The 22,970-nt window shown below is 73.1% G+C and carries 20 protein-coding genes; 6 read left to right on the forward strand and 14 right to left on the reverse strand.

Annotated features, from left to right (window positions below; all coding sequences use genetic code 11):
• Positions 1-123 precede the first annotated feature (123 nt).
• Both ACSMXO_RS07660 and ACSMXO_RS07665 read right to left on the reverse strand, forming a co-directional pair.
• Entirely contained in the window at positions 124-750 is a 627-nt protein-coding gene (locus ACSMXO_RS07660; RefSeq protein ID WP_455417194.1) for a hypothetical protein, read from the reverse strand.
• Between the two features lie 361 nt (positions 751-1,111).
• On the reverse strand, positions 1,112-2,569 hold the full coding sequence (locus tag ACSMXO_RS07665; protein ID WP_455417195.1) for a glycoside hydrolase family 3 protein: 1,458 nt from the start codon (positions 2,567-2,569) through the stop codon (positions 1,112-1,114).
• A 179-nt stretch (positions 2,570-2,748) separates the two neighbouring features.
• Between ACSMXO_RS07665 and ACSMXO_RS07670 the strand changes: the two genes are divergently transcribed.
• Together ACSMXO_RS07670 and ACSMXO_RS07675 are read left to right on the forward strand one after the other, a co-directional pair.
• Positions 2,749-3,924, forward strand: a complete 1,176-nt coding sequence (locus ACSMXO_RS07670) for an ROK family transcriptional regulator (RefSeq protein ID WP_107258288.1) — start codon at positions 2,749-2,751, stop codon at positions 3,922-3,924.
• Positions 3,925-4,765: 841 nt separating this feature from the next.
• Entirely contained in the window at positions 4,766-5,689 is a 924-nt protein-coding gene (locus ACSMXO_RS07675; RefSeq protein ID WP_346256278.1) for a golvesin C-terminal-like domain-containing protein, read from the forward strand.
• Between the two features lie 131 nt (positions 5,690-5,820).
• Here ACSMXO_RS07675 and ACSMXO_RS07680 read toward each other — a convergent pair whose 3' ends face one another.
• The gene (locus ACSMXO_RS07680; RefSeq protein WP_455417196.1) at positions 5,821-6,822 is read right to left on the reverse strand and encodes an ABC transporter permease subunit; all 1,002 of its coding nucleotides are present in this window, start codon (positions 6,820-6,822) and stop codon (positions 5,821-5,823) included.
• A complete protein-coding gene (locus ACSMXO_RS07685) occupies positions 6,819-7,838 on the reverse strand; it encodes an ATP-binding cassette domain-containing protein (protein WP_455417197.1) in 1,020 nt (339 codons plus the stop codon). The genes ACSMXO_RS07680 and ACSMXO_RS07685 overlap by 4 nt, the downstream gene beginning before the upstream one ends.
• A 98-nt stretch (positions 7,839-7,936) precedes the next feature.
• Between ACSMXO_RS07685 and ACSMXO_RS07690 the strand changes: the two genes are divergently transcribed.
• Entirely contained in the window at positions 7,937-8,776 is an 840-nt protein-coding gene (locus ACSMXO_RS07690; RefSeq protein WP_455417198.1) for an ABC transporter ATP-binding protein, read from the forward strand.
• 199 nt (positions 8,777-8,975) lie between these two features.
• Here the strand turns inward: ACSMXO_RS07690 and ACSMXO_RS07695 are convergent, their stop codons facing one another.
• A complete protein-coding gene (locus ACSMXO_RS07695; protein WP_346256131.1) occupies positions 8,976-9,971 on the reverse strand; it encodes an LLM class flavin-dependent oxidoreductase in 996 nt (331 codons plus the stop codon).
• Between the two features lie 77 nt (positions 9,972-10,048).
• Here ACSMXO_RS07695 and ACSMXO_RS07700 point away from each other — a divergent pair, with 77 nt between their 5' ends.
• Positions 10,049-10,975, forward strand: coding sequence for a ribokinase (locus ACSMXO_RS07700; RefSeq protein WP_455417199.1), 927 nt, complete (start codon positions 10,049-10,051; stop codon positions 10,973-10,975).
• A 22-nt stretch (positions 10,976-10,997) separates the two neighbouring features.
• Positions 10,998-11,417: a YccF domain-containing protein gene (locus tag ACSMXO_RS07705; RefSeq protein WP_346256133.1), complete on the forward strand. Its 420-nt coding sequence runs from the start codon at positions 10,998-11,000 to the stop codon at positions 11,415-11,417.
• On the opposite strand, the gene ACSMXO_RS07710 is transcribed toward ACSMXO_RS07705, so the two are convergent.
• Complete coding sequence (locus ACSMXO_RS07710; protein WP_455419190.1) at positions 11,320-12,645, reverse strand: RNA polymerase sigma factor; 1,326 nt, start codon at positions 12,643-12,645, stop codon at positions 11,320-11,322. The genes ACSMXO_RS07705 and ACSMXO_RS07710 overlap by 98 nt on opposite strands.
• Before the next feature lie 115 nt (positions 12,646-12,760).
• Positions 12,761-13,135 (reverse strand): YciI family protein, encoded by a 375-nt coding sequence (locus ACSMXO_RS07715; protein WP_346256134.1) that lies wholly within the window; start codon positions 13,133-13,135, stop codon positions 12,761-12,763.
• Between the two features lie 510 nt (positions 13,136-13,645).
• Between ACSMXO_RS07715 and ACSMXO_RS07720 the strand changes: the two genes are divergently transcribed.
• Entirely contained in the window at positions 13,646-14,602 is a 957-nt protein-coding gene (locus tag ACSMXO_RS07720; protein WP_455417200.1) for a ribokinase, read from the forward strand.
• A gap of 136 nt (positions 14,603-14,738) precedes the next feature.
• Here the strand turns inward: ACSMXO_RS07720 and ACSMXO_RS07725 are convergent, their stop codons facing one another.
• The 7 genes from ACSMXO_RS07725 to ACSMXO_RS07755 form a co-directional block, all read right to left on the reverse strand.
• A complete protein-coding gene (locus ACSMXO_RS07725) occupies positions 14,739-15,557 on the reverse strand; it encodes an FHA domain-containing protein (protein WP_346256136.1) in 819 nt (272 codons plus the stop codon).
• 69 nt (positions 15,558-15,626) lie between these two features.
• Positions 15,627-17,048: a serine/threonine-protein kinase gene (locus tag ACSMXO_RS07730; RefSeq protein ID WP_455417201.1), complete on the reverse strand. Its 1,422-nt coding sequence runs from the start codon at positions 17,046-17,048 to the stop codon at positions 15,627-15,629.
• Positions 17,049-17,064: 16 nt separating this feature from the next.
• Positions 17,065-19,434 (reverse strand): protein kinase domain-containing protein, encoded by a 2,370-nt coding sequence (locus ACSMXO_RS07735; protein WP_455417202.1) that lies wholly within the window; start codon positions 19,432-19,434, stop codon positions 17,065-17,067.
• Positions 19,435-19,680: 246 nt separating this feature from the next.
• Positions 19,681-20,259 carry a hypothetical protein gene (locus ACSMXO_RS07740; protein ID WP_455417203.1) on the reverse strand — a complete coding sequence of 193 codons (579 nt, stop codon included), beginning with the start codon at positions 20,257-20,259 and terminating at the stop codon, positions 19,681-19,683.
• A gap of 259 nt (positions 20,260-20,518) precedes the next feature.
• Positions 20,519-21,001, reverse strand: a complete 483-nt coding sequence (locus ACSMXO_RS07745; protein WP_455417204.1) for a DUF6232 family protein — start codon at positions 20,999-21,001, stop codon at positions 20,519-20,521.
• A 60-nt stretch (positions 21,002-21,061) separates the two neighbouring features.
• Complete coding sequence (locus tag ACSMXO_RS07750; RefSeq protein WP_455417205.1) at positions 21,062-22,003, reverse strand: carbohydrate ABC transporter permease; 942 nt, start codon at positions 22,001-22,003, stop codon at positions 21,062-21,064.
• Positions 22,000-22,962 (reverse strand): carbohydrate ABC transporter permease, encoded by a 963-nt coding sequence (locus ACSMXO_RS07755; protein WP_346256142.1) that lies wholly within the window; start codon positions 22,960-22,962, stop codon positions 22,000-22,002. The genes ACSMXO_RS07750 and ACSMXO_RS07755 overlap by 4 nt, the downstream gene beginning before the upstream one ends.
• Positions 22,963-22,970 lie beyond the last annotated feature (8 nt).

The raw sequence follows: 22,970 nt of genomic DNA on the forward strand, positions 1-22,970 counted from the left end.
AGCGCCGCATCCGCAGCGCGGCCAGGCAGGTGCTGGTGTCGCAGGCGATCGTGTGGACGCACGCTTGGTGGTGCGCAGCCCAGCCATGGCGGAAACCTCGGCGGCCTCCAGATCACGTCACGCTCAACTCCACCAGTTCTTCGTGGGCTGGTCGGCCGCTGCCGCAGCGCACGCCTGGGCGAAAGCTGCCCGATCGGGTGATGGCAGCTTCGCCGCCTCGTGCGAGGCGACCTGGAGCTGACCCAGGGCACCGTCGGTGACGCCGCCGCAGTAGATGTAGTTCATCCCCGCGCCGAACTCCTCGACGAAGAACACCACCAGAGGACCTGGCGCCTGCGCCAGCGCTGCGATCCGGTCGGTGTGGTCGCGCAGCGTCGGGTCGAACAGTGCAGCGCACACCAACTGGTGGCTGTACCGGTCAAGCTCGACCGTGGTGTTCGTGATCTGGCCCCGCGCACCGACCCCCAGCCGGCCGCCCTGCGGGTCGCGGAAGAACATCGACATCCGGAACACCACGCACGGCTTCGGCGGGTGCCATTCCCACCGCATCGCCTCCAGCACCACTCGCTCCGACCACGTGTTGTACTCGTACTGGCCGACCTTGAGGAAGACGGCTGGCTTCACCGCCTGCCCGCACCGCACCAGCTCGATCGACGGGACCCAGAGATCCCAGTCGGGGTGTCGGGCATTCACGAGGTCGACGGCGTACATCAGGTCAGGCGTATCGGGCCGGCCGAGAATCCATTCCATCCTGCCAGTCAACCGCACCTTGCCCGGGACGGGGCGCCGCGAATCCACCACCACTGAGCCGCCGGCCGCCCGCCGGGCGAAGTGGTCCGGCGTGGCCCGTGCGCGACGGCCGGCCCGGGCGCCGCCCCAGCCCTCCGCCGCCCGGGGCCCGCCTCGGCGACCACGAGGACGTACCGCAGGAGCGGGCGCGCTGAGGCCGGCGGCCCGCACCGCGGGTAGCTCACGATCCCGGCCTGGGGCCCCACGACCTGGCAACCACGACCCCTGTGGACCACCCGCTCCGGCATCACCGGGGAAACCCGTCGGGTGATGACCCCGACGAGACTCCGCGATCGAGGAGGGAAGGGTGTGGGTGTGGGGGTTATCGGGGGCGGGTCAGGTGGAGGACTTCGGCGGCGGCCCGGCCGTTGGCGTGGCTGGCGCCGTACGTGGTGACGAAGGCGCGTACGCCCGCCGGGCGCCAGCCGGAGGGCCAGCCCATCTCGACCACGGTCACCGGATGGCTGCCGGCCAGCGCCTCGACCAGTTCCGGCCCGCCCGGCAGGCGGTGCAGGTGCCGGCCGACCAGCACGATCGGCCGCCCGGCGGCACGTTCCCGGAGCGTCTCCGCGTCGGTCTCGGCGGCGACGACCCGGAGCTGTTCGGTGCCGTTCAGGTGTGGCCCGAGCCCCCACGGCACCCGCCCCTCGGCGATCGTGGAGGCGCTGAAGAGCTGCACCACCAGTGGTGCGGTGAGCCCGTCGAGGCTGCCCTCGACCCGGACGGCGCGCCGCGCGGCGGCGTACCCGAGGTCTGTTCCGGCGGCCCGGACCGGCGCGGCGGCCCGGGTCCACGCGGCGAGCGCGGCGGTCCGCTCGGCGGCCTGCTCGACCCGGGCGAGGTCGAGGCGGCCGTCGCGGAGCGCGGCGACGATCTCGGCGACCACCAGCTCGACCAGCTCGGCGTCGACCTGCGCGCCGATGCAGAGCAGGTCCGCACCGGCGGCCAGCGCCCGGACGGCGCCCGGCCCGACACCGCCGGCGGCCACCGCCGCGCCCTTCATCTCCAGCGCGTCGGTCAGCACCACGCCGGTGAAGCCGTATTCGCCCCGGAGCAGGTCGGCCAGGACGGCGGAGCTGAACGTGGCCGGGTCGTCGCCGGTGAGCCCGGGTACCCGGATGTGCGCGGTCATGATCGCCCTGGCGCCCGCGTCGATCACCGCCGCGAAGGGCGGCAGGTCGCGGGCCCGGAGCAGCTCCACCGGTACGTCCACGGTGGGCAGTTCGAGGTGGGAGTCGGCGACCGTGGCGCCGTGCCCGGGAAAGTGCTTGGCGCAGGCGGCCACCCCGGCGGACTGCAGCCCGGTGACCGCGGCGGCGGCGTGCGCGGCGACCCGGGCCGGGTCGGCGCCGAACGCCCGGGTGCCGATGATCGGGTTGTCGTCGGCGGTGTTGACGTCGACGGTCGGCGCGAGGTTGAGGTTGACCCCGACCGCCACCAGGTCGTTGCCGATCGCGTGGTAGACCCGCTCGGTCAGCCCGACGTCGTGCACCGCGCCGAGCGCGGCGTTGCCCGGGTACGGGCTGCCGGTCGCGTGCGCCAGCCGGGTGACGTCGCCGCCCTCCTCGTCGATCGCGATCAGTACGTCCGGGCGGGCCTCCCGCAGCGCGGCGGTGGTGGCGGCGACCTGGTCGGGGTGCGCGATGTTCCGGCCGAACAGGGTGTGCCCGGCCAGCCCCTCGGTGAGCAGGTCGAGCGCCCAGCCGGGCGGGCTGGTGCCGGGGAAGGCGGCGAGCAGCGTACCCAGCGCCAGCCGGCGGATTCCTGGATCGGTCGGCACGTTCCTCCCCCTTCGGCCCTTTTCCCGGCTCCGAGTGTCGCACCGGGGTGGACCATCTCGCGGCCAAGCGCTACCGGATCGGCTTAACACTCCGGCCGCACCGGACCATTACGCTACGGCTACTCCCACGAAGGTTAGCCTAGCTATTAGGAAAGCTTCTTAAACAAGAGGGACACTGCATGGCGAGCACCCGGCTACCTGGTACACCCCGCCTGCTCCGCGCGCTCAACGACCGGGCGGCGCTGGAGCTGCTGCTCGCGCGCGGGCCGCTCACCCGTGCGCAGCTCGGCGAGCTGACCGGGTTGTCCAAGGTCACCGCGTCCCAACTCGTGGAACGCCTGGAGGAGCGCGGACTGGTCAGCCGGGTCGGCGAGCAGGCCGGCGGACGCGGCCCGAACGCGCAGCTCTACGCCGTACGGCCGGGCACCGCGCACGTGGTCGGCGTCGACGTGGAACAGGACCGGGTGGTGGCGGCCTGTGCCGACATCACCGGCGAGGTGATCGGCCGGGTCGAGCAGTCCACCCGGGACACCGACGACCCGGTGGGCGTGGTGCACAACGCGGTGGTGCAGGCGGCGAGCGACGCCGGGGCCCAGTTGTCGACCGTACGCCGGGTGGTGCTCGGCACGCCCGGCCTGGTCGACCCGGCCACCGGGGACATCACCTTCGCGTTCAACCTGCCCCGCTGGCACCGGGGCCTGCTCGCCGCGCTCCGCGAGGACCTGGACACCCCGGTGGTCTTCGAGAACGACGTCAACCTGGCCGCGGTCGCCGAGGCGGAGTCCGGTGCGGCGCGCGGGGTGGACGATTTCGTGTTGGTCTGGCTCGGTGTCGGCGTCGGCCTGGCCATCGTGCTGAACGGCCGGCTGCACCACGGCAGCACCGGCGCGGCCGGCGAGATCGGCTACCTTCCGGTGCCCGGCGCGCCCATCCCCCGGGACGCCTCCCGGCGGGCGAAGCCGGCGTTCGGCCAGCTCGCCGGCTCCGACGCGGTCCGCGCGGTGGCCCGCGAGCACGGTTTCCGGGCCGGCTCGGCGGCGGACGCGATCCGGGCCGCCATCGCGGCCGGTACCGAGGGCGGGCCGGTGCTCGACGAGGTCGCCCGGCGCCTGGCGCTCGGGGTGGCCAGCAGTTGCGTGGTGCTCGACCCGCCGCTGGTGGTGCTGGCCGGCGAGGTCGGCCAGGCCGGCGGCACCGCGCTGGCCGAGCGGGTGCAGCACGAGGTCGCCGCGATCACCCTGGTCACGCCCCGGGTGGTGCCGACCGAGCTGACCGACGAGCCGGTGCTGCGCGGTGCCCTCCGGGTGGCGCTCGACGCCGTCCGCGACGAGGTGTTCGGCTCCACGCTCGGCTGATCCGCCGCACCCGAGGGTGTCGTCCCGGGGGACCCGTCGGGCGGTCATGTAGATATTTTTCATTACCTGTCGGTTGGGTGCAAGGTCTCGACATAGACAGATGTGAGGCTATACGGTACGGCCACCCGGCGTCCCGACTCCCGGGACGTCTCTGCTCCGCAGAGGAGTGACGGTGACCGAACGGAACCCCCAGTCGCGTCCGAGCCACCTGCTCGGCGCCACCCTGATCGCGTCCCTCACCATCGGCCTCACCGGTCAGCCCGCGCTGGCCGGACCATCCGCTCCGGTCGACCTGCCGGCCGCACCCGCCCCGGCCACGGTGACCGGACCGCTGGCCGCCGCCTTCGCGACGGCGGCGACCAGGTACGACGTGCCCCGTGACCTGCTGGTGGCGCTCGGTTACGCCGAGACGCACCTCGACGGGCACGCCGGGGCACCCAGCGCCTCCGGCGGGTACGGCGTCATGCACCTGACCAGCAACCCCAAGCTGCACACCCTGGACGAGGCGGTCGCGCTGACCGGCCTGGGCCGGGAGACCCTGCGCACCGACCCCGCCGCCAACGTCACCGGCGCGGCGGCGGTGCTGCGGTCGTACGCCGACGCCGCCGGGCTCACCGCCGCGCAGCGCCGCGACGTGAACCGCTGGTACGGCCAGGTCGTCCGGTACGGCGGCGCCAGCACCCCGGCCGTCGCCCGGCTCTACGCCGACACCGTCTACGAGCTGCTCGGCACCGGCATCGACGCCACCACCGCCGGCGGGCCGGTACGGGTGCCCGCCCGCACGGTCGCCCCGGACCGGGGAGCCCTGCGCGACGTGGCCCCGCTCGGCAGCCCCGGCGGGATGGGCATCATGAGCACCGACTACGGGCCGGCGGCCTGGGCACCGGCGCACTCGGCCAACTACACCGTCGCCAACCGCGAGTCGACGTATCCGATCAACTACGTGGTGATCCACGTGACCCAGGGCTCGTACGCCGGCTCGATAAGCTGGTTCCAGAACCCGGCCGCGCAGGTCAGCGCCCACTACACGATCCGCTCCTCGGACGGCGCGGTGACCCAGTCGGTGCGGGAGAAGGACGTCGCCTGGCACGCCGGCAACTGGACCTACAACACCCAGTCGATCGGCATCGAGCACGAGGGCTACGTCACCCAGCCCTCCTGGTTCACCGACGCGATGTACCGCTCCTCGGCCGCGCTGACCCGGCACCTCTGCGACCGGTACGGCATCCCGAAGGAGCGGTCCCGGATCATCGGGCACAACCAGGTCCCCGGCGCCACCCACACCGACCCGGGACCGCACTGGAACTGGACCTACTACATGCAACTCGTCACCGGCTCGACCCCGCCGCCCGGCGGCTGGTCGCAGACGGTGGACAACTCCACCGCCGGCCGGTTCACCGCCAGTGCCAACTGGGGCACCTCGGCGTACTCGTCGCAGAAGCAGGGCGCGGACTACCGGTTCGCGGACCCGGTCGAGTCGAGCGACCCGGCCTGGTACAAGGTGGCGATCCCGGAGACCGGCAGCTACCGGGTGGACGCCTGGTATCCGGCCGACCCCGGCTACAACAGCTCGGCGCCGTACATCATCGCCACCACCACCGGCAACCAGACCGTCTACGTCGACCAGCGCTCCGGCGGCGGTGCGTGGCGGACCCTGGGCACCTTCACCCTGGCCGCCGGTGACGCGGACAAGGTGGCGGTGAGCCGGTGGACCGGCGGCACCGGACTGGTCATCGCGGACGCCATCCGGGTCACCCGGGTCTGACCCCGGGCGCTGGGCAGGGGGCGCGACCGGGCAACCCCCGCCCAGCCGTCCGGACCGGCCAGGCCGTCCAGAGCGGTCAGGCCGTCTGCCCCCGGTCAGGCCGTCTGCCCCGGTCAGGCCGTCCGGACCGGTCAGGCCAGGTCGCGGCGGCGGAAGGCGGTGAACGCGCCGCCGAGGGCCAGCAGCGTCAGCCCGAGCAGCACGACGAGCCCGGCCGGCCAGAGGATCGAGTACGACAGGTCGCAGTAGCCCGATCCGGGTTGTGGGGCGCAGTCGCCGGCCAGCCCCCAGAGCCGGACCTCGCCGCCGACCCAGGCCATCACGTAACTGCTCAGCATCAACTGGTCCGGCCGGGCGACGTCGATGATGCCCATCACGATCCGGCCGCCCACCTCCCACACCACGCCGTACGCCGCTGCCACGCCGAGCGCCGCCGACGTGTGCCGACCCAGCGTGGCCGTCGCGAAGCCCAGTGCGGTGACCATCAGCACCAGCAGCAGTCCCCGGGCGACCGTGCCGGCCAGGTCGACCCAGAACCCGCCGTCCGGGCTGCCCGGCAGGCCGCTCACCTCCGCGATGAGCCGGAACGCGCCGAGGTAGGCCGCCGAGGCGACCACCGACAGCCCCAGTACGCCGCCGAGCAGGGTGCCGAGCTTGGCGCCGAGTACGACCATCCGCTGTGGACGCCACAGCAGCAGGTTGGTCATCCCGCCGGAGGTGAGGTCCGCGCCGATGTAGGAGGCGCCGACCAGGAAGCCGAAGAGGCAGAGGAAGGCGATCAGGAAGTACGTCAGGTCGAGGATCTGCCGGTCGAAGACGAAGACCCCGGTCAGGAAGTCGGACGCGTCGATCCGGTCCGGATGGATGTCCCCGCAGTCGCCCTGGTACCGCACCTCCAGGTCGGGCACACCGGCGCGTTCGGCGCGCAGGCACTCGGCGTACCACTGCCGGGCGTCCGCCCGCTGCTGCGCGGCGCGCGCCTCGGCGAGCGTGATCTCGACGTCGGTCGGCTGGTGCGAGCCGGCCAGCGTGGTGGCGACGGTGACCCCGAACGCGGTGACCAGCAGCACCAGCATGAGCTGTACGAAGCGACGTGCGGCGAGCCGGCCGATCTCGGCGCGTACCAGGTTCACGGCTCCGCCCTCCGGTCGGTGCTGACGGTGATCTCCAGCGGGTCGTGCGCCGGGGCGCCCGGCAGCACCGACTCGTCGACCTGGCGCGGCACCCCGGGACGGGGCCGGGTGCCGGTGAGCTCCAGGAAGACACTCTCCAGGTCCGGGGTGAGCGGGGTGAGTTCGCGCAGCCAGACGCCCTGCTCGCCGAGGATCCGGCTGATCCGGGCCGGATCCTCGACCCCGGACACCACCAGATGGTCGGCGTGTACCTCCACCGGCAGCCCGGCCGCCTGGACGAGTTCGACGGCCCGGGGCTGCTCGTCGGCGACCCGGATCCGGAACTCGCGGTGGTCGAAGCCGGCCAGCACCGCCTCGACGGGACCGGCGGCCACCTGCCGGCCCCGGGAGATAATTGTCACGTGGTCGCAGATCTGCTGGATCTCGGCGAGGATGTGGCTGGAGATCAGCACGGTGACCCCGGCGGCGGCGAGCCCGCGCATCAGGTCCCGCATCTCACGGATGCCGGCCGGGTCCAGCCCGTTGGCCGGCTCGTCCAGGATCAGCAGCTCCGGCTCTTTGAGCAGGGCGGAGGCGACCGCCAGCCGCTGCTTCATGCCCAGCGAGTACGCCTTCACCCGCTCGTCGGCCCGGTCCCGCAACCCGACCTGCTCCAGCACCTCGTCGACCCGGGTCTGCGGCACCCCACCGGCGACGGCGAGCAGCCGCAGGGTGCGCCGGCCACTGAAGTTGCCGAAGAACTGCGGGCTCTCCACGATGGCCCCGAACCGGCCGACCACGGCGGGCAGCCGCCCGGGCGTCGGCTCGCCGAACAGGGCCATCCGGCCGCTGTCCGCGCGGACCAGCCCGAGCAGCGTACGCAGGGTGGTCGTCTTGCCGGACCCGTTCGGGCCGAGGAAGCCGTGCACCTGCCCCGGCTCGACGCGCATGTCGAAGCCGTCCAGCGCCACCCGGCTGCCCCGGCGCAGACTCGTGAACGTCTTGCGCAGACCGTCGATCTCGATCACCGCCGGCACGCCCCACCTCCCGGCAACGTGACATACGACACGGCGACCCACCCTACGGCCCGGACGCTGCTCGCGGGGGGAGCGGCGCTGCGTGGTTGGATGGTCGGGTGCGTGATGATCCGGTTTCCATCGCCGCCGACGCCGGCTCCCCGGCACCGGTACCCCCGGACGTGGTGATCGACTTCCACGGGGTCGGCGTACTGCGCTCCGGCACTCCACTGTTGCGAGACGTGACGTGGCGGGTGTGGCCGGACGAGCGCTGGGTGGTCCTCGGGCCCAACGGCGCGGGCAAGACGACACTGCTCAACCTGGCGGCCGGGCGGTTGCACCCGACCACCGGCCTGGTGCACGCGCTCGGCGAGCGGATCGGGCGTACCGACCTGGCCGAGCTGCGTACCCGGATCGGGCTGACCACGGCGGCGCTGGCCGAGCGGGTGCCGGCCGACGAGCGGGTCCGGGACGTGGTGCTCACCGCCGCCTGGTCGGTGGTGGGCCGCTGGCGCGAGCAGTACGACGAGATGGACGAGGCGCGGGCCAACGCCCTGCTCGGCCAGCTCGGCGTGCTGTCCCTGGCCGACCGCCCGTACGGGACCCTCTCCGAGGGCGAGCGGAAGCGGACCCAGATCGCCCGCGCGCTGATGACCGACCCGGAGCTGCTGCTGCTCGACGAGCCGGCGGCCGGGCTCGACCTCGGCGGCCGGGAGGACCTGGTGGCCCGGCTGGCCGGTCTGGCCCACGATCCGGACGCTCCGGCGATGGTGCTGGTCACGCACCACGTGGAGGAGATCCCGCCCGGCTTCACCCACGCCCTGCTGCTCCGCGAGGGCGGCATCGTGGCACAGGGGCCGCTCGCCGAGACGGTCACCGGCGAATACCTCTCCAAGACCTTCGGGGTACCGCTGCTGGTGGAGCACTCCGGCGAGCGCTTCACCGCCCGCGCCGCCTGACCACCCACCCACCGGGCCGCCCTGCCCACCGGGCCGCCCTGCCCACCGGGCCGCCCTGCCCACCGGGCCGGGCGGTCGTCGTCCGGGTGGTCGCCGTCGAGGGTGGCCAGCCCTTCACCTGGGCGGTAGAGGCGTTACGGCGCACGCGTAGCGCATCTGATGTCCAGGTGAGGGGTGGCGGATCGGTGGTGGGCGGGTGTCAGCGGGCGGTGGCGGCGCGGACCATCGGGAGCAGCGTCTCGGCCGCCAGGGTGATCTGGGCGACCGCCGACTGGGCGTCGCGGGGTGGGACGAAGACCACCGCGTCCGCGCTCGCCTCCCGCAGCCGGGTCACCGCCGTCGCGCACTGCTCGGCGCTGCCGGCCGCGGTGAACCGGTCGAGGTAGTGCTCGGGCAGGGCCGCCGCCAGCGCCTCGGCGCCGGACGAGCCGGCCAGCATGGCGGTGATCTCGTCGGCCAGGTCGGCGTCGGCGGGTGGCAGCGCCCAGCCGCCGGTGAGCTGGGCGGCGAATTCCCGGCGGGCGCTGGCCCGGCCCTCGTCGAAGTCCAGATGGGCGTAGACGGTGAGCCGGTGGTCGTCGGTACGGCCGGCCTCCCGGCGCCCCTCGTCGATCAACCCCCGGGCCCAGCGGACGTACGCCGGGCTGGCGCCCTCGGCCAGGATGGTGCCGTCGGCCACCCGGCCGGAGAGTCGCAGCGACTTCTCGGCGCGTACGCCGGTCGAGATCGGGGGCGGCTGCTCCGGCGCGAACTCCAGCGCCACCTCGCGCAGCCGGGCGTGCCGGCCGGCGACGGTGACCCGTTCCCCGGCCAGCAGGGCGCGTACCGCCGCCACGGTCTCCCCGAGCACCGCCAGCGGGGACGGGTGGTCGGCACCGACCTGGCGGACCCAGTCCGGCATGCCGTGCCCGAACCCGGGCAGGATCCGGCCGGGGAAGAGCCGGGCGAGGTTGGCCAGCTCCATGGCGGCCAGCGCCGGATTGCGGAACGCCGCCGGCAGGATGCCGATGCCGATCCTGAGTCGGTCGGTCACCGCCGCGGCGACGGCGGCGCTCGAGACCGCCCCGCCGAAGAAGCAGTCCTCGACCACCCACAGCTCGTCGTAGCCCAGCCGCTCCACCAGCCGGGCGTACGCCGGAAGTTGCTCCGGGGCGGTGTCACAGCGGTACATCACTCCGATCGGCATCTGTCCCATGTCTGGCAGCCTGCCAGACGACGCCGGCAACGGCCGGTTCTAGACTCAGGCGGTCGCCGAAACGGGAGGTGCTGCCGGTGAGCCGGCCGCGGGTCGTAGTCATGGGCAGCGCCAACATGGACCTGGTGGTCACCACCGGTTCCCTGCCGAAGCCCGGTGAGACCGTCTTCGGCACCGATTTCGTGATGGTGGCCGGCGGCAAGGGTGCCAACCAGGCGATCGCGGCCACCCGGGCCGGCGCCGCCGGGGCACTGCTCGGCGCGATCGGCTCGGACTCGTTCGGCGTGACGCTCAAGGCCCGGATCTCGGCCGCCGGGGTGGACACCGAACGGGTCCGGGTGGTCTACGGCGCGTCCGGGGTGGCGGTCGTCACCGTCGACGCCGAGGGCGAGAACACCATCGTGGTCACCCCGGCCGCCAACTCGGCGTTCACCGGGCTCACGGAGAGCGAGCTGACCGCCGTACGCGAGGCGGACGTGCTGGTCGCGCAGTTGGAGATTCCGGTCGGCACGGTGACCCAGGCGGCCCGGGCGGCCCGGTCCGCCGGTACCCGGGTGGTGCTGAACGCCGCGCCCGCCCAGCCGGTACCGGTCGAGTTGCTGGACTCCGTCGACCTGCTGGTGGTCAACGAGGCCGAGGCGCGGGCGATCACCGGGTGCGGCCGGGAGGATCCGGCGGCGCTGCTCGCCGTGGTGCCCCGCGCGGTGCTGACCCTGGGCCGGCACGGCGCCTGGTACGGCGACCGCGACGGCACCGCCGTGCACGTACCCGCGGTCAAGGTGGACCTGGTCGACTCCACGGGGGCCGGTGACGCCTTCACCGGTGCGCTCGCGGTGGCCTGGGGCGAGGGTCGGGAGCCGGTCGACGCGGTGCGCTGGGCGAGCGCGGCCGGTGCCGCCTGCGCGCGCCGGCTCGGTGCCTCGGTCTCGCTGCCGCTGCGGACCGAGATCGACGCCCTCTACGTGCCGGCGGGTGGAGACTCCGGTTACGTCGAAGCGAGTTGATCGGAGGGCGCACGATGGGGGCATGGTGAGATTCGTCCTCAACCTGCTCTGGCTGATCTTCGGTAGCGGCATCGCCCTCGCCATCGGGTACGGGATCGCGGCCCTGATCTGCTTCCTGCTGGTGGTGACCATCCCGTTCGGAGTCGCCGCGCTGCGGCTGGCGTACTACTCGCTCTGGCCGTTCGGAAGGACCCTGGTGGCGAAGCCCGGTGCCGGGCTCGGCTCGGGGCTGGCCAACGTGCTCTGGGTGGTGTTGGCCGGCTGGTGGCTGGCGCTGGCGCACATCGTCGCCGGGGTCGCGCTCTGCGTCACGATCATCGGAATCCCGTTCGGTATCGCCAACTTCAAGCTCGTCCCGGCGGCGTTCTGGCCGCTCGGCCGGGAGGTGGTGGAGGTCGACGACCTTCGCCGCCCGGCGGCGACACCGGCCCCGGCGAGCTGACGCCGGCAGACCCGGCCGGGCCGGTCAGTGCCTGGCGGCTGCGGCGCAGGAAGTCCTGCTCGACCGCGTTGCCGGTGAGCGCGGCGGCCGCGTCGTAGGCGAGCGCGGCTTCGGCGGTGCGGCCCAGCCGGCGCAGCAGGTCGGCCCGGACGGCGTGGAAGACGTGGTATGTGCCGAGGTCGAGGTCGTCGACCAGGGCCAGTGCCGGGGCCGGCCCGGCGACCTCGGCGAGCGCGACCGCGCGGTTCAGCGCCACGACCGGGCTCGGGGCGAGTGCCAGCAGGTGGTCGTAGAGCCGAAGGATCTGACCCCAGTCCGTCGCGGCGGCGGTCGGCGCGTCGCTGTGCACGGCGTTGATCGCCGCCTGGACCTGGTACGGCCCCGGCCGGTCGCGCCGCAGGCAACGCCGGACCAGGGCCTGCCCCTCGGCCACGAGTTGCCGGTTCCAGCGGGTACGGTCCTGCTCGGCCAGGCGTACCAGTCCGCCGTCCGGGTCGGTGCGGCTCGGCCGGCGCGACTCGACCAGCAGCATCAGGGCGAGCAGCCCCAGCACCTCCGGTTCGTCGGGCATGAGGTCGGCGAGCAGCCGGGCGAGCCGGATCGCCTCGACGGCGAGGTCCGTCCGGCCGAGCCGGTCGCCCGAGCTGGCGGTGTATCCCTCGTTGAACACCAGGTACAGCACGGCGAGTACGGCCTGGAGCCGGTCCGGCAGGTCGGCCTCGGCCGGCACCCGGTACGGGATCCGGGCGGCCCGGATCTTCCCTTTGGCGCGTACCAGCCGCTGTGCCATGGTCGGTTCGGGGACCAGGAAGGCGTGCGCGATCTGTGCGGTGCTCAGCCCGCCCAGCAGTCGCAGGGTCAGTGCGACCCGGGCGGCCGGGGCGAGCGCCGGATGGCAGCAGGTGAAGATCAGGCGTAGCCGTTCGTCCCGCACGGGACCCTCCTCGTCCGATCCGCTTCCGGGGTACGACGCCGGTTCGTCGGTGGCGTGCAGCAGGGCGGCCTGGGCGTGCCGGTCCGGCAGGGTGGACTCCCGGCGGAGCCGGTCGATCGCCCGGTTCCGGGCGGTGGTGATGATCCAGCCGGCCGGGCTCGGCGGTGTGCCCTCGGCGGGCCAGTTCCGGACCGCGGTGGCGAACGCGTCCTGCACCGCGTCCTCGGCGATGTCGATGTCGCCGAAGACGCGGATCAGGACGGCGACCGCCCGGCCGTACTCGGTGCGGAACACCCGCTCGACGTCGGCGGCGGTTGCCGGCTCCCGTCCGGGGCGGGGCTCCGGGCCGGACGTCGGGTCCGATCCGGCGCCCCGCTCCGGGTGAGCCGCTCGTGCCGGGTCGGGCGGCTCAGGCACGGGGCGGGTCGCAACTCTCGGCCTCGTCGGCCAGTGGCCGTACCTCGATCGGCAGCAGGCCGATCGCCCGGGCCAGCTTGCCGCCCCACTCCAGTGCGGCGTCGAGGTCGGGGGCGCGGATCACGGTGAACCCGCCGAGGTGCTCCTTGCCCTCGGTGTACGGCCCGTCGGTCATCAGCACCTCGCCGTCGCGGGGGCGGAGCACGGTCGCGGTGCTCGCCGGGTGCAGTCCGGCGGAGAAGACCCACGCTCCGGCGGCCTTCATCTCCTGGTTCAGGGCTGCCAGGTTCGCCATGATCGGATCCAGGATCTCCGGTCCCGGCGGCTCGCCGTCGCCCTGGTAGATGCTGAGCAGGTACTGCTGCATGGTGCGCGACCTCCTGTCCCGCCGCCGGCATGGCACCGGCGGCCTCTCCACCTCTACACGTTCGGCGGGCCGCCGGATCGACACGCCGGCCGGAGAAATCTGGCCGTCCCGCGAGGCGGCGTCCCGTCGCCATCGCGCTGAGCAGGGCCGAAACGTCTCGTAACGGGGTCTTGACGGGGCGCGGGGAGCGGAGCATTCTCCCGAAACGTTTACAAGTCAGGAGCTGGCGCAGATGGCCTTTCCGCAGTTCTCCAGCGTCTCGCTCGGCTCCGCCGACCGGGGACGTCGGGCGGACCGGGCGGGGCGGCCGCTCCCGGCGCCGCCGCCTCGACCGGAGCACCGTCTACCTGCTGCTGCTCCCGCTGGCCGGCTACTTCACCGGCGTCGGTGTGGAGTTCGCCGAGCCGGCCGTGCCGACCGGGCGGTTGGTCCGGGGCGGGGAGGAATGGTGAGCGCGAGGTGTGAGCAGATGCCGGGAACCCGGCAGTCGCGAACGGGAGGTGGGTCGGCATGACGGGCGGATCCGGCGAGGTCCGGGTGGTGGTGGTCGGCAGCGCCAACCTGGACCTGGTGGTGTCGACGCCGACGCTGCCCCGGCCCGGCGAGACGGTGCTCGGCGACGCGCTGCGAACCATTCCCGGCGGCAAGGGCGCCAACCAGGCGGTGGCGGCGGCCCGGGCCGGGGCCAGGTGCGACTTCGTCGGCGCGGTCGGGCAGGACGGCTTCGCCGACCAGCTCCGGACCAACCTGGCGGAGGCGGGGGTGGACCTGCGCCGGCTGCGTACCGTGCCGGGGCCGTCCGGTGTGGCGCTGATCGCGGTGGACGCCGACGCCGAGAACCTGATCGTGGTGGCCCCGGGCGCGAACGCCGAGCTGACCAGCCTGGACGCCGACGACCGGGCCGTGGTGGCGGCGGCGGACGTCCTGCTGTGCCAGTTGGAGGTGCCGCTGCCGGCGGTGACCCAGGCCGCCGGATGGGGCCGGACCGCCGGTACCACGGTGGTGCTGAACGCCGCACCGGCCCGGCAGTTGCCGGCGGAGCTGCTCGACGTGGTGGACGTGCTGGTGGTCAACCAGGTCGAGGCGGCGATGGTGGCCGGCCTCGACACCGACACCGGCCTCGACGCCCTGCTGGGCGCCCTGCTGCACCTGGTTCCCCGGGTGGTGCTGACCCTCGGTGCCCGGGGCGCGTGCTATGCCGACCGGCTCGGCCTGCGACTCGCGGTCGACGCGCCGACGATCGACGCGGTGGACACCACCGCCGCCGGGGACGCGTTCACCGGGGCGCTGGCGGTGGCCTGGGCACAGCGGCGCGGGCCGGTCGAGCCGGCGGCGGTGACGGCGGCGCTGCGCTGGGCGTGCGCGGCCGGTGCCGCCTGCGCGCGGCAGCCCGGCGCCTCCACCGCGCTGCCCACCCGGGACGAGATCGACGCCCTCTACGCACAGAGCTATCCGGAGCCGGCATGACGGTCAACCCCTATCTGCCGAGGGGCGATCGACCTGCCCACGGCGGTGCCGCTGGCGGCCGACGCCGACCTGTCGGTGCCGGTCGAACTCGCCGAGCGGTACCTTGCGGGAGCTGACCTCGCCGCCGCCCGCTGGCTCATCCGGGCGGTGCCGGCTGCGCCGCCTCCTCGTCGAGCAGCCCGAGATCGGCCCTGGTGATCGTCGTGGTGACCAGGAGTTCGTTGATCAGATTGTGGTTGAGGGTGTTGCCGACCGGCGGCGGGATCTCCTTCTCCAGCAGCCCCGGGACCGTACGGCTGAGCCGGGTGCGGACCTTGGCGACGATGTGGGCCGCCCGCCGCCAGCTCCACTCCTCGGTCGGCTGCAACGCGCCCAGCTCGGCGGCGACCTGAGCCCAGGTCAGCGGTTGCGGTTGTGGCTCGTGCCGCAGGTACCGCTGGCTGAGGCAGACCAGCACCAGCCTCTCGACCGGGCTCAGCTCCCATCGCTCGCGGTCCCGCGTCTCGGCCTCGTGCCCGTCCGTCGCGCCCGGCCGCGAGGTCGACGCGGCGACCCGGACCTCCAGCAGGTGATCCTGGCGCGGGCCGACGATGAACAGCGGCGTGTAGCCGAGCGGCAGCTCCGCCCGGTCGCCGCCGAGCACCAGGCACGAGCCCGGCAACCGGATCGGAAGCCGGCCGATGTTGTTCAGCACCCAGCGCGAGTGCTCCCGGGTGATGATCCCGTGCCGCCGGCTGACGTGCGGGTCACCGGCACCGACACAGACGTGCACCTGCGGCTCGTTGCGCCCGAAGACCAGCGGAAAACCGGCGTCCGGGGCGACGCTCATCCCGCCGTTGACCCCGAGCACGAACAGGGTCTCCGGCCGGGCCGGCGGAAGCCCGCGAGCCAGGCTGCCGGTCTCCCTCGACAGGAGGCTGACCTTGCCGGACGACCTGGGAAACGACATCGTCACCGCTCGTCTCCTTCCCCTCGCGCACCCACGACGGCACGGTAGGCGATCCGGCCCGGGAGGGGTCCCGGATCAGACCTTGCCGTTCGCGGACCTCTGTGTCTCGGCACCCGTGGTGGAGCCGTTGCCGTTGTAGCGCTCGACGCCGTCCACCAGGACCACACAGCTGAGGTTGCCGGTGGTGATGCGGTAGTCGATCCGCCAGGTGGTCTGGTTCTCCGCCATCGATATCTCGACGGTCCGCCGGTACGGCAGCGGCACGTTGCGTACCGTCACCGCCTCGCCGTTGACCGTGATGGTCAGGGACTTCAGCGTGGTCCTGCCGAAGACGTAGAACTCCAGCGTACGGGTCTGGCGCACCGCGACGGTGCTGGCCGGCGGCGGCACGGGCGGGGTGCTGGGCTGCGGTGGCGTCGTCGCCCCCGCCTCGGGCTCGTCCGGGAGCAGCGCCAGCAGCCCGGCAGCGGCGCCGGCCACCGCGAGCACCCCACCGGAGAGCAGCACGGCACGCCGGTCCACCCGGCGCACCGGCCCCGGCTGATCGGTCACGCCTCCGGCTTCCGGCGCTGCCCCCTCCGGTGACCGGGGCTGCGCGCGGACAACGACGGATGGTCCGCGTCCGAGCGGCTGCGGTTCGCCGGCTCCGAGCGTGGACGTCGGCACCGGGGGCAGCGGGAGCGGCGGGTTCTCCGCCTCGCTGGCCCGGAGGTCGATCTCGGCCGTCACGGCCGGCGGCAGCCCGGCGGCACCGGCCGGCCGCCCCTGGACGGCCGAGGCCAGTCGACCGGTCAGCTCGGGCAGGCGGGGCCGGGCGGCGGGATCGGGACGCAGGCAACCGGCGATCAGCGTCCGCAGTTCGTCGTCGGCGAGCCCGGCCAGTCCGATCCCGGACGGCGGGGCGCCGGTGCAGGCGTACGCGATCGTCGCGCCGAACGAGAAGACGTCGCTCGCCGGACCGACCGGCGTACCGGCCAGTTGCTCCGGGGAGAGGAATCCCCACGAGCCGGCCCGGGTGCTGTCCGGCACTGCCGCGCCGGGTCCGGTGGCCGTGGCGATCCCGAAGTCGATCACCCGTGGGCCGTCGGCGGTCAGCAGCACGTTTGCCGGCTTCAGGTCCAGGTGCACGATGCCGGCGGCATGGATCGAGGTGAGCGCCTCCGCGATGCCGGCCGCCAGCGGCCAGACCGCGTCGGGAGTCAGCGGGCCGAGCTGGCGTACCGCGTCCCGGAGCGACACCGCCGGCAGGAACTGGGTCGCCATCCAGGGGCGCGGGGCGTCCGGAGCCGCGTCCAGGACCCCGGGGCTGTACCGTCCGCCCGCCCTCCTGGCGGCGGCGACCTCGTCCCGGAAGCGCGCCCGGTACGCCGGGTCGGCGGCGAACTCGGCGTGCATCACCTTGACCGCCACCGCCCGTCCGCCGATCGAGCGTCCGAAGTAGACGACGGCCATGCCGCCCGCGCCTATCCTCGCCAGGATGCGGTACTGCCCGATCACTCGCGGATCGTGCTGCTCAAGCGGTCGCACCGGCGACTCCGGTCGGCGGGGTCAGGGCTTCCACGTACCCCTCTCTGGTGCCGACGAACACCAGCCCGGACATACCCGCCAGTCCGCTGTTGGCCAGCATCGGCGGCTGGACGATGCTCGCCTCGTACGTCCAGCGCAGCCGGCCGTCGGCCGTGTCCAGTGCGTACAGCGTCCGGTCGGTGCTCGCCGCGTAGAGCGTGTCACCGGAGAGCCGTACCGCGCTGTCGGCATCCAGGCTCCGGGACCAGCGCGGCTCACCGGTGGCGGCGTTCAGTGCGAAGACCTCGCCGCGACCCCCGGTGGCGTAGAGCGTGCCGCCGTCCAGTTGCGGTGGTGAACTGCCGCCGAATGTCGCTATCCGCCAGGCGGTCGTCCCGGTGTCGACGCGTACCGCGTGCAGGGCGCGGTTGCGGTCGATCGCGAAGACCAGTCCCTCGCCGACCAGCAGGTAGAACGCGTAGTCCATCGGGCACCGCCACCGGGTCCGCCCGGTCTTGGCGTTCAAGGCGATCAGTTCGGTGTCTTTCGCCGCGACGACGACTCCGTCGCCCGCGGCGAGGTTGTTGACCTCGCCGATCCGCGCCGCCCAACGCTCCCGACCGTCCCGTACCCCCAGCGCCCTGACCGGATCGCGACCGCAGCACAGCACCGATCCGGCGACCACCGGCCAGAGTGGAAACTCGCCAAACCGCACCCGGTAGCTCCACCGAGTGGTGCCGGAGACCGGGTCGACGGAGGTAAGTCGAGGGTTGCTGCTCTGCGCAACCAGCACCAGGCCGCCGGCGACCGTGCCGGTCAGCGTCGCGGGATGCTTCCAGCGGGTCCGGCCGGTCCGCGCGTTCAGCGCGTACAACTCCTGCTCCTGGGTCTTCGCCAGCACCACGCCACCGGCGGTGAACAACTCCGGGTAGTAGGCGCTCACCTTCGCCCTCCATCTGGGTACCGCCGTCGGTGGGGCGGCGGTCGGGGTCGGCGGTGCGCTGGACGGGGCGGGCGTACCGGTCGGGGCGGCTCGGTCCGAACCTCGCCCGCGGATCAGGAACCCGGCGCCGGTGGCGACAGCGAGCGCGCCGACGGCACCGCCGAGCAGGTACCGGCGGTCCAGCCGTCGATTGCCGGCAGGGGTGCGGAGCTGCACCGGCCCCGCCGCCCCGGCCGCCGGCCACCCGACCTCGGCACCCGGGACCGCCGCTTCCACCGGAACTGCCGCACCCGGAACCTCCGCGCCCGGATCTGCCGAGCCCGGCTCCCGGGTGCCCTGGCCCGGGTCCCGGGTGTGCGCGCCGGGCTCCCACGTGTGCTCGTCCGGGTCCCGGGTGTTCTCAGCCGCGGGATTCCCGGCCGGGCCGGGGTGGCTCTCGTCCGGTGCCGGGGCGTTCTGGCCGGCTGCGAGGGGGTTTCCCCGCGGGGGAGCCGGCGTCGCCGCCGCGTTCGGCGCGGAGGCGGTGGCTCCGGCCGTCGGCGGCCGGGACAGGTGGCGGGCCTGGGCGGTGCGCCGGTCTATCTCCTCGGCGAGCGACGCGGGCAACCATCCGGTACCCGCCACCGCCCTCGCCATCGCGCCGAGCCGGTGCAACAACTGCGCGGCCGACGGCCGTTCCCCGGGTACCACCCGCAGACAGGTCGTGATCAGGTCCGACAGCCAGGGATCCGGGATACCGTCCAGATCCGCCTGGGCTGTCTGTACCCGGTACAGCGTGGCCACGGTCGCGTCGGACCCGAACGGTTCCCGACCGGTCGCCGCGTACGCCAGCACCGCGCCGAGCGAGAAGATGTCGCTCGGCGGCGCGGTCACGCCACCGGCGACCTGCTCCGGTGACATGAACCCCGGGGTGCCGATGATGGAGCCGACCTGGGTGATCGCGGTGGCGTCCTCCGGTCGGGCGATGCCGAAGTCGATCACCCGCGGGCCGTCGGCGGTCAGCATGACGTTGCCAGGCTTCAGGTCGCGGTGTGTCAGGCCGACCCGGTGGATGTCGGCGAGCGCCTCGGCCAGGCCGGCGGCCAGCAGGCGTACCGCCAACGGTGGCAGGTGTCCCTCGGCCCGTACCGCCTCCCGGAGCGACAGACCCGGCAGGTAGGCGGTGACCAGCCACGGCGCGGCGGCCTCCGGGTCGGCGTCCAGCACCGACGCGGTGAACGCGCCGGTCACCGTGCGGGCGGCGGCCACCTCGCGCCGGAACCGGGCCCGAAACTCGAAGTCGCTGTGGAACCGTTCCCGGACGACCTTGACCGCGACCGCCCGGCCACCGGGTGAGTGTCCGAGGTAGACCACGCCCATTCCGCCCGCGCCCAGCCGGGCCACCAGATGGTACGGGCCGACACGGTCCGGGTCGGACGGCAGTAGCGGCTTCAACTCCTGCCCTCCCGGTGCCGTGACGCGGTGCGGTGCGGCCGTCGACACGATCACGGAAAACCGTCTTATCGACCGGGCCGTCTACCGTCCGACTGTAGTCAGTCCGCCCCGACCATCGGCAGCCCGTCCGGCGCACCCGACCCCGCCAGGCGGGCACGGGCCCGGGCCCGGCCGCGACGGCCGGGCCCGATCGGTCGGCAGGAAGCTCCGCCCGCCCCCCGTTGCCGGGTACGGCCCCCGCCCGGCCTAACCCGACACCAGGCGCAGTACGCCGGCACCGTCGGAGGTCCAGCCGGCCAGCTGCACCAACAACGCTCCGGGTTCCCGTTCCGGTCGCTCCGGTACGCCGTCGGCGCCGCAGGTGACCACGCCTCCGCCGCCGCCGAGATAGAACTTCATCACGCCGCAGCTCTTCAACGTGCCGGATCCGCCGGCACCGGTCGGCATTGTCAGCTTGAAGTCGAGCTGGACGTCCCGCTTCACCTTGGTCACCGAGAAGGTGCCGCCGTCCACCCTGATCCGGACCGGTTTGGTCACGGCCACCTCGCAGGTGCCGTCCGCGCAGGCCGCGTAGCGCCGGCCGTCGGCGGCGGCGCGGACCCGGATCGGAGCTGGGGTGGTGGCGTCGGGAGCGGGGCTGGGGGTTGGCGAGGCGGTGGCGACCGGAGATGCGGCGGTACTGGACGGGCTACTGGTCGGGTTCTCCGCTACGCCGCTGTCGCGCCGTGCGCCGCAGCCCGTCGAGAGCAGTACGGCGAGCAGCGCGCATCCGGTCTGCCACGAGATCCTGCGGGCCACGCCGGTGGCGTCGGTAGAGACACTCATCATCGGCTCCTGATGCTGGGCTCGGTTGTCCACCCGTTTCTAACCCGGACTCCCGGGGACCCCTCCCGAGCCGGGCCGCGTGCCCACGAGGCCCGGCGACGTTGTCCACCTCGATTTGCCCTGGTATCTGGGGGCATCGATGGCGTTGACCGACCTGGAGTCATATCCGCGGGTGAGTGATTCGGGAGCGCAATTTCCCGGTCTGTCGTTCTCGCACCGAACGAGGCCGGCGCGAGCGGTGCTCAGCCCTGGCTTCGGGTCAGTGGTCGCCGCTGTGCTGTTCGATGGCGCGCTGGATCGCCCGGTAGATCTGGCCGAACCGCAGCGCGTCCGAACTGCGCAGCAGCAGGGCCTCCTCACCCCGGTACTGCACCCACAACTCCTGCACCTTCGCGCCGCGTTCGTACGACCGGTCGAGCCAGTACAGCGGCACCTCCAGGAACGGGAACAGGGCCAGCGCGCCGACGACACAGACCGCCAGCACGATCGCGGCGAGCTGCCACTCGCCCCGGTCCTGGGCCGAGTACGCCAGCGACAGCACGCAGACCATCACCACCAGCGGCGGGATCGACAGCAGGAAGATGAGTACGCCCCGGCCGGCGAGCCGCCCCCGGGTCCGGGCCGTACCCCGGCCTCTGGCATGCCAGACGTACGACACCTCGGCGACCGGCACGGTGCGCCCGTTCACGTGGATGGTCTCGGAGGTAACCCGTACCGTGTCGTCCCGGTAATAGAGCGTCACCGTTCCAGCTAAGCGTGGCGGCCGGTGTGAGCGCCACCGCCCCGCTCGGTCGGATTCGGGTCAGCCCTTGTTGGCGCCGAGGGTCAGCCCGGCGACGAACTGCCGTTGCAGCACGAAGAAGACGATCAGCGTCGGCAGCGCGACCAGGATCGACCCGGCCGCCAGCAGGTTGTAGTCGGTGAAGTAGACCGACCGCAGGTTGTTCAGCGCGCTGGTCACCGGCAACTTGTCGCCGGTGGACATCAGCACCACCGCCCAGAGGAAGTCGTTGTAGATCCAGGCGAATTCGAGGGTGCCGAGCGCGCCGAGCGCCGGCCGGACCAGCGGCAGCACCACTCGCCAGTACTGCCGCCAGACCCCGGCACCGTCCACCGTGGCCGCCTCGATCAGCTCGCGCGGGATGGTGTCCATGTAGTTGCTCAGCACGAAGACGCAGAATCCGGTCTGGAAGGCCACGTGGATCGCGATGATCCCCCAGTACGAGTCGTAGACCAGCTCCGAGGGCCAGCTCATCCACCACGGCAGCGGGAGTTTGGTGTACATCAGGTAGAGCGGGGTCAGCACCACCTGCTGGGGCAGCAGGTTGCCGGCGGTGAAGAGGATCAACAGCAGTTTGCCGCCGGGCAGCCGGCGTCGCGAGATCAGGAACGCCACGAACGAGGCGAAGAAGAGCGTCAACAGCACCGCCGGTACGGCCACCAGCAGGGTGTTCAGGAAGTGCCGGGGCAGGTTGCCGCCCTGCCACGCCTGCACGTAGTAGTCGAAGTTGAGCGTCTTCGGCAGCGAGAAATAGCCCTCGGCGGCGGTTTCGGCATACGGCCGCAGCGAGGCGTAGAGCGGCAGCAGCAGCGGCACCAGCCAGCCCAGCGCCATCGCCCAGAGGAAGACCCGGACCACCACCCGCCACGGGCTCACCGGCCGCCTCCGGCGCGGGCCGCCGGCCACCGCCGTCCGGCGTCCCGTAGCGACCCGCTCCCGCACCCGGACCCCGTCGCTGCTCACGCCTCGTCCTCCCGCCGGAAGACCTGCACCAGGTAGACCGCGATGAAGCCGGTGGAGATGAGCAGCAGGATCACCGCGATCGCCGAGCCGTACCCGATCCGGCTGGCCTCCCCGACGATGTTGTCGGTGACCAGCACCGAGAGCAGTTCCAGACCATTGCGCCCCCGGTTGATCGCGTAGACGACGTCGAACGCGCGCAGCGCCTCGATCACGGTGATCACCAGCACGATCACGTTGACCGGGCGCAGCGTCGGGAAGACCACCCGGAAGAAGGTCTGCGCCTCGTTCGCCCCGTCGATCGCGGCGGCCTCCTTCAGGGCCGGGTCGACGGCTTTCAGTCCGGCCAGGTAGAGCAGCATGACGTACCCGACGTGTCGCCAGCCGACCAGCAGCAGTACCGACCATAGGTTGATCGACGGGTCGCCGAGCCAGTCGACCGGGTTGTCGGTCCGGCCCAGGAGCGCGTTCGCCGCCCCGTAGTCGCGGGAGAAGATGAGCTGGGCGAGGAAGCCGACCACCGCCAGGGAGAGCACCACCGGCAGGTAGAAGGCGGTCTGGTAGAAGCGGGTGAACCGCATCTCCCGGTCCAGCAGCACCGCCAGGAACAGCCCGAACGGGGTGGCGACCAGGCCGAGGAAGGCGAGCCAGAGCAGGTTGTGCCGGACCGCCGGCCAGAACGGCGGATAGTTGCTGACGATGTTGACGTAGTTCTCCAGCCCGACCGGCCGGATCTCGCCCAGCCCGTCCCAGGAGGTGAACGACAGCCCGATCGAGGCGAGCGCCGGGCCCCAGATCAGCGCCAGGTCGAGCAGCAGCGGCAGGCCGAGCAGCAGCCCGATCACCGCGATGTCGCGCGGGGTGAACCGGCCGATCCGGCGCCGTCGACGCCGGGCCGGTGACCGGGGTACGTCCCCCGCCCGCCCAGCCTCGACCGGCGGTGCCGTCGGAGTCGGTGTCACCGCCACCG

The sequence above is a fragment of the Plantactinospora sp. DSM 117369 genome, from assembly GCF_053764795.1.

Coding starts and splice junctions, on each gene's coding strand:
- ACSMXO_RS07660 (WP_455417194.1), bottom strand. CDS start 750: ATGGAATGGATTCTCGGCCGGCCCGATACGCCTGACCTGATGTACGCC.
- ACSMXO_RS07670 (WP_107258288.1), top strand. CDS start 2,749: ATGGCGAGCACCCGGCTACCTGGTACACCCCGCCTGCTCCGCGCGCTC.
- ACSMXO_RS07675 (WP_346256278.1), top strand. CDS start 4,766: ATGGGCATCATGAGCACCGACTACGGGCCGGCGGCCTGGGCACCGGCG.
- ACSMXO_RS07695 (WP_346256131.1), bottom strand. CDS start 9,971: ATGGGACAGATGCCGATCGGAGTGATGTACCGCTGTGACACCGCCCCG.
- ACSMXO_RS07705 (WP_346256133.1), top strand. CDS start 10,998: ATGGTGAGATTCGTCCTCAACCTGCTCTGGCTGATCTTCGGTAGCGGC.
- ACSMXO_RS07715 (WP_346256134.1), bottom strand. CDS start 13,135: ATGCAGCAGTACCTGCTCAGCATCTACCAGGGCGACGGCGAGCCGCCG.
- ACSMXO_RS07720 (WP_455417200.1), top strand. CDS start 13,646: ATGACGGGCGGATCCGGCGAGGTCCGGGTGGTGGTGGTCGGCAGCGCC.
- ACSMXO_RS07740 (WP_455417203.1), bottom strand. CDS start 20,259: ATGAGTGTCTCTACCGACGCCACCGGCGTGGCCCGCAGGATCTCGTGG.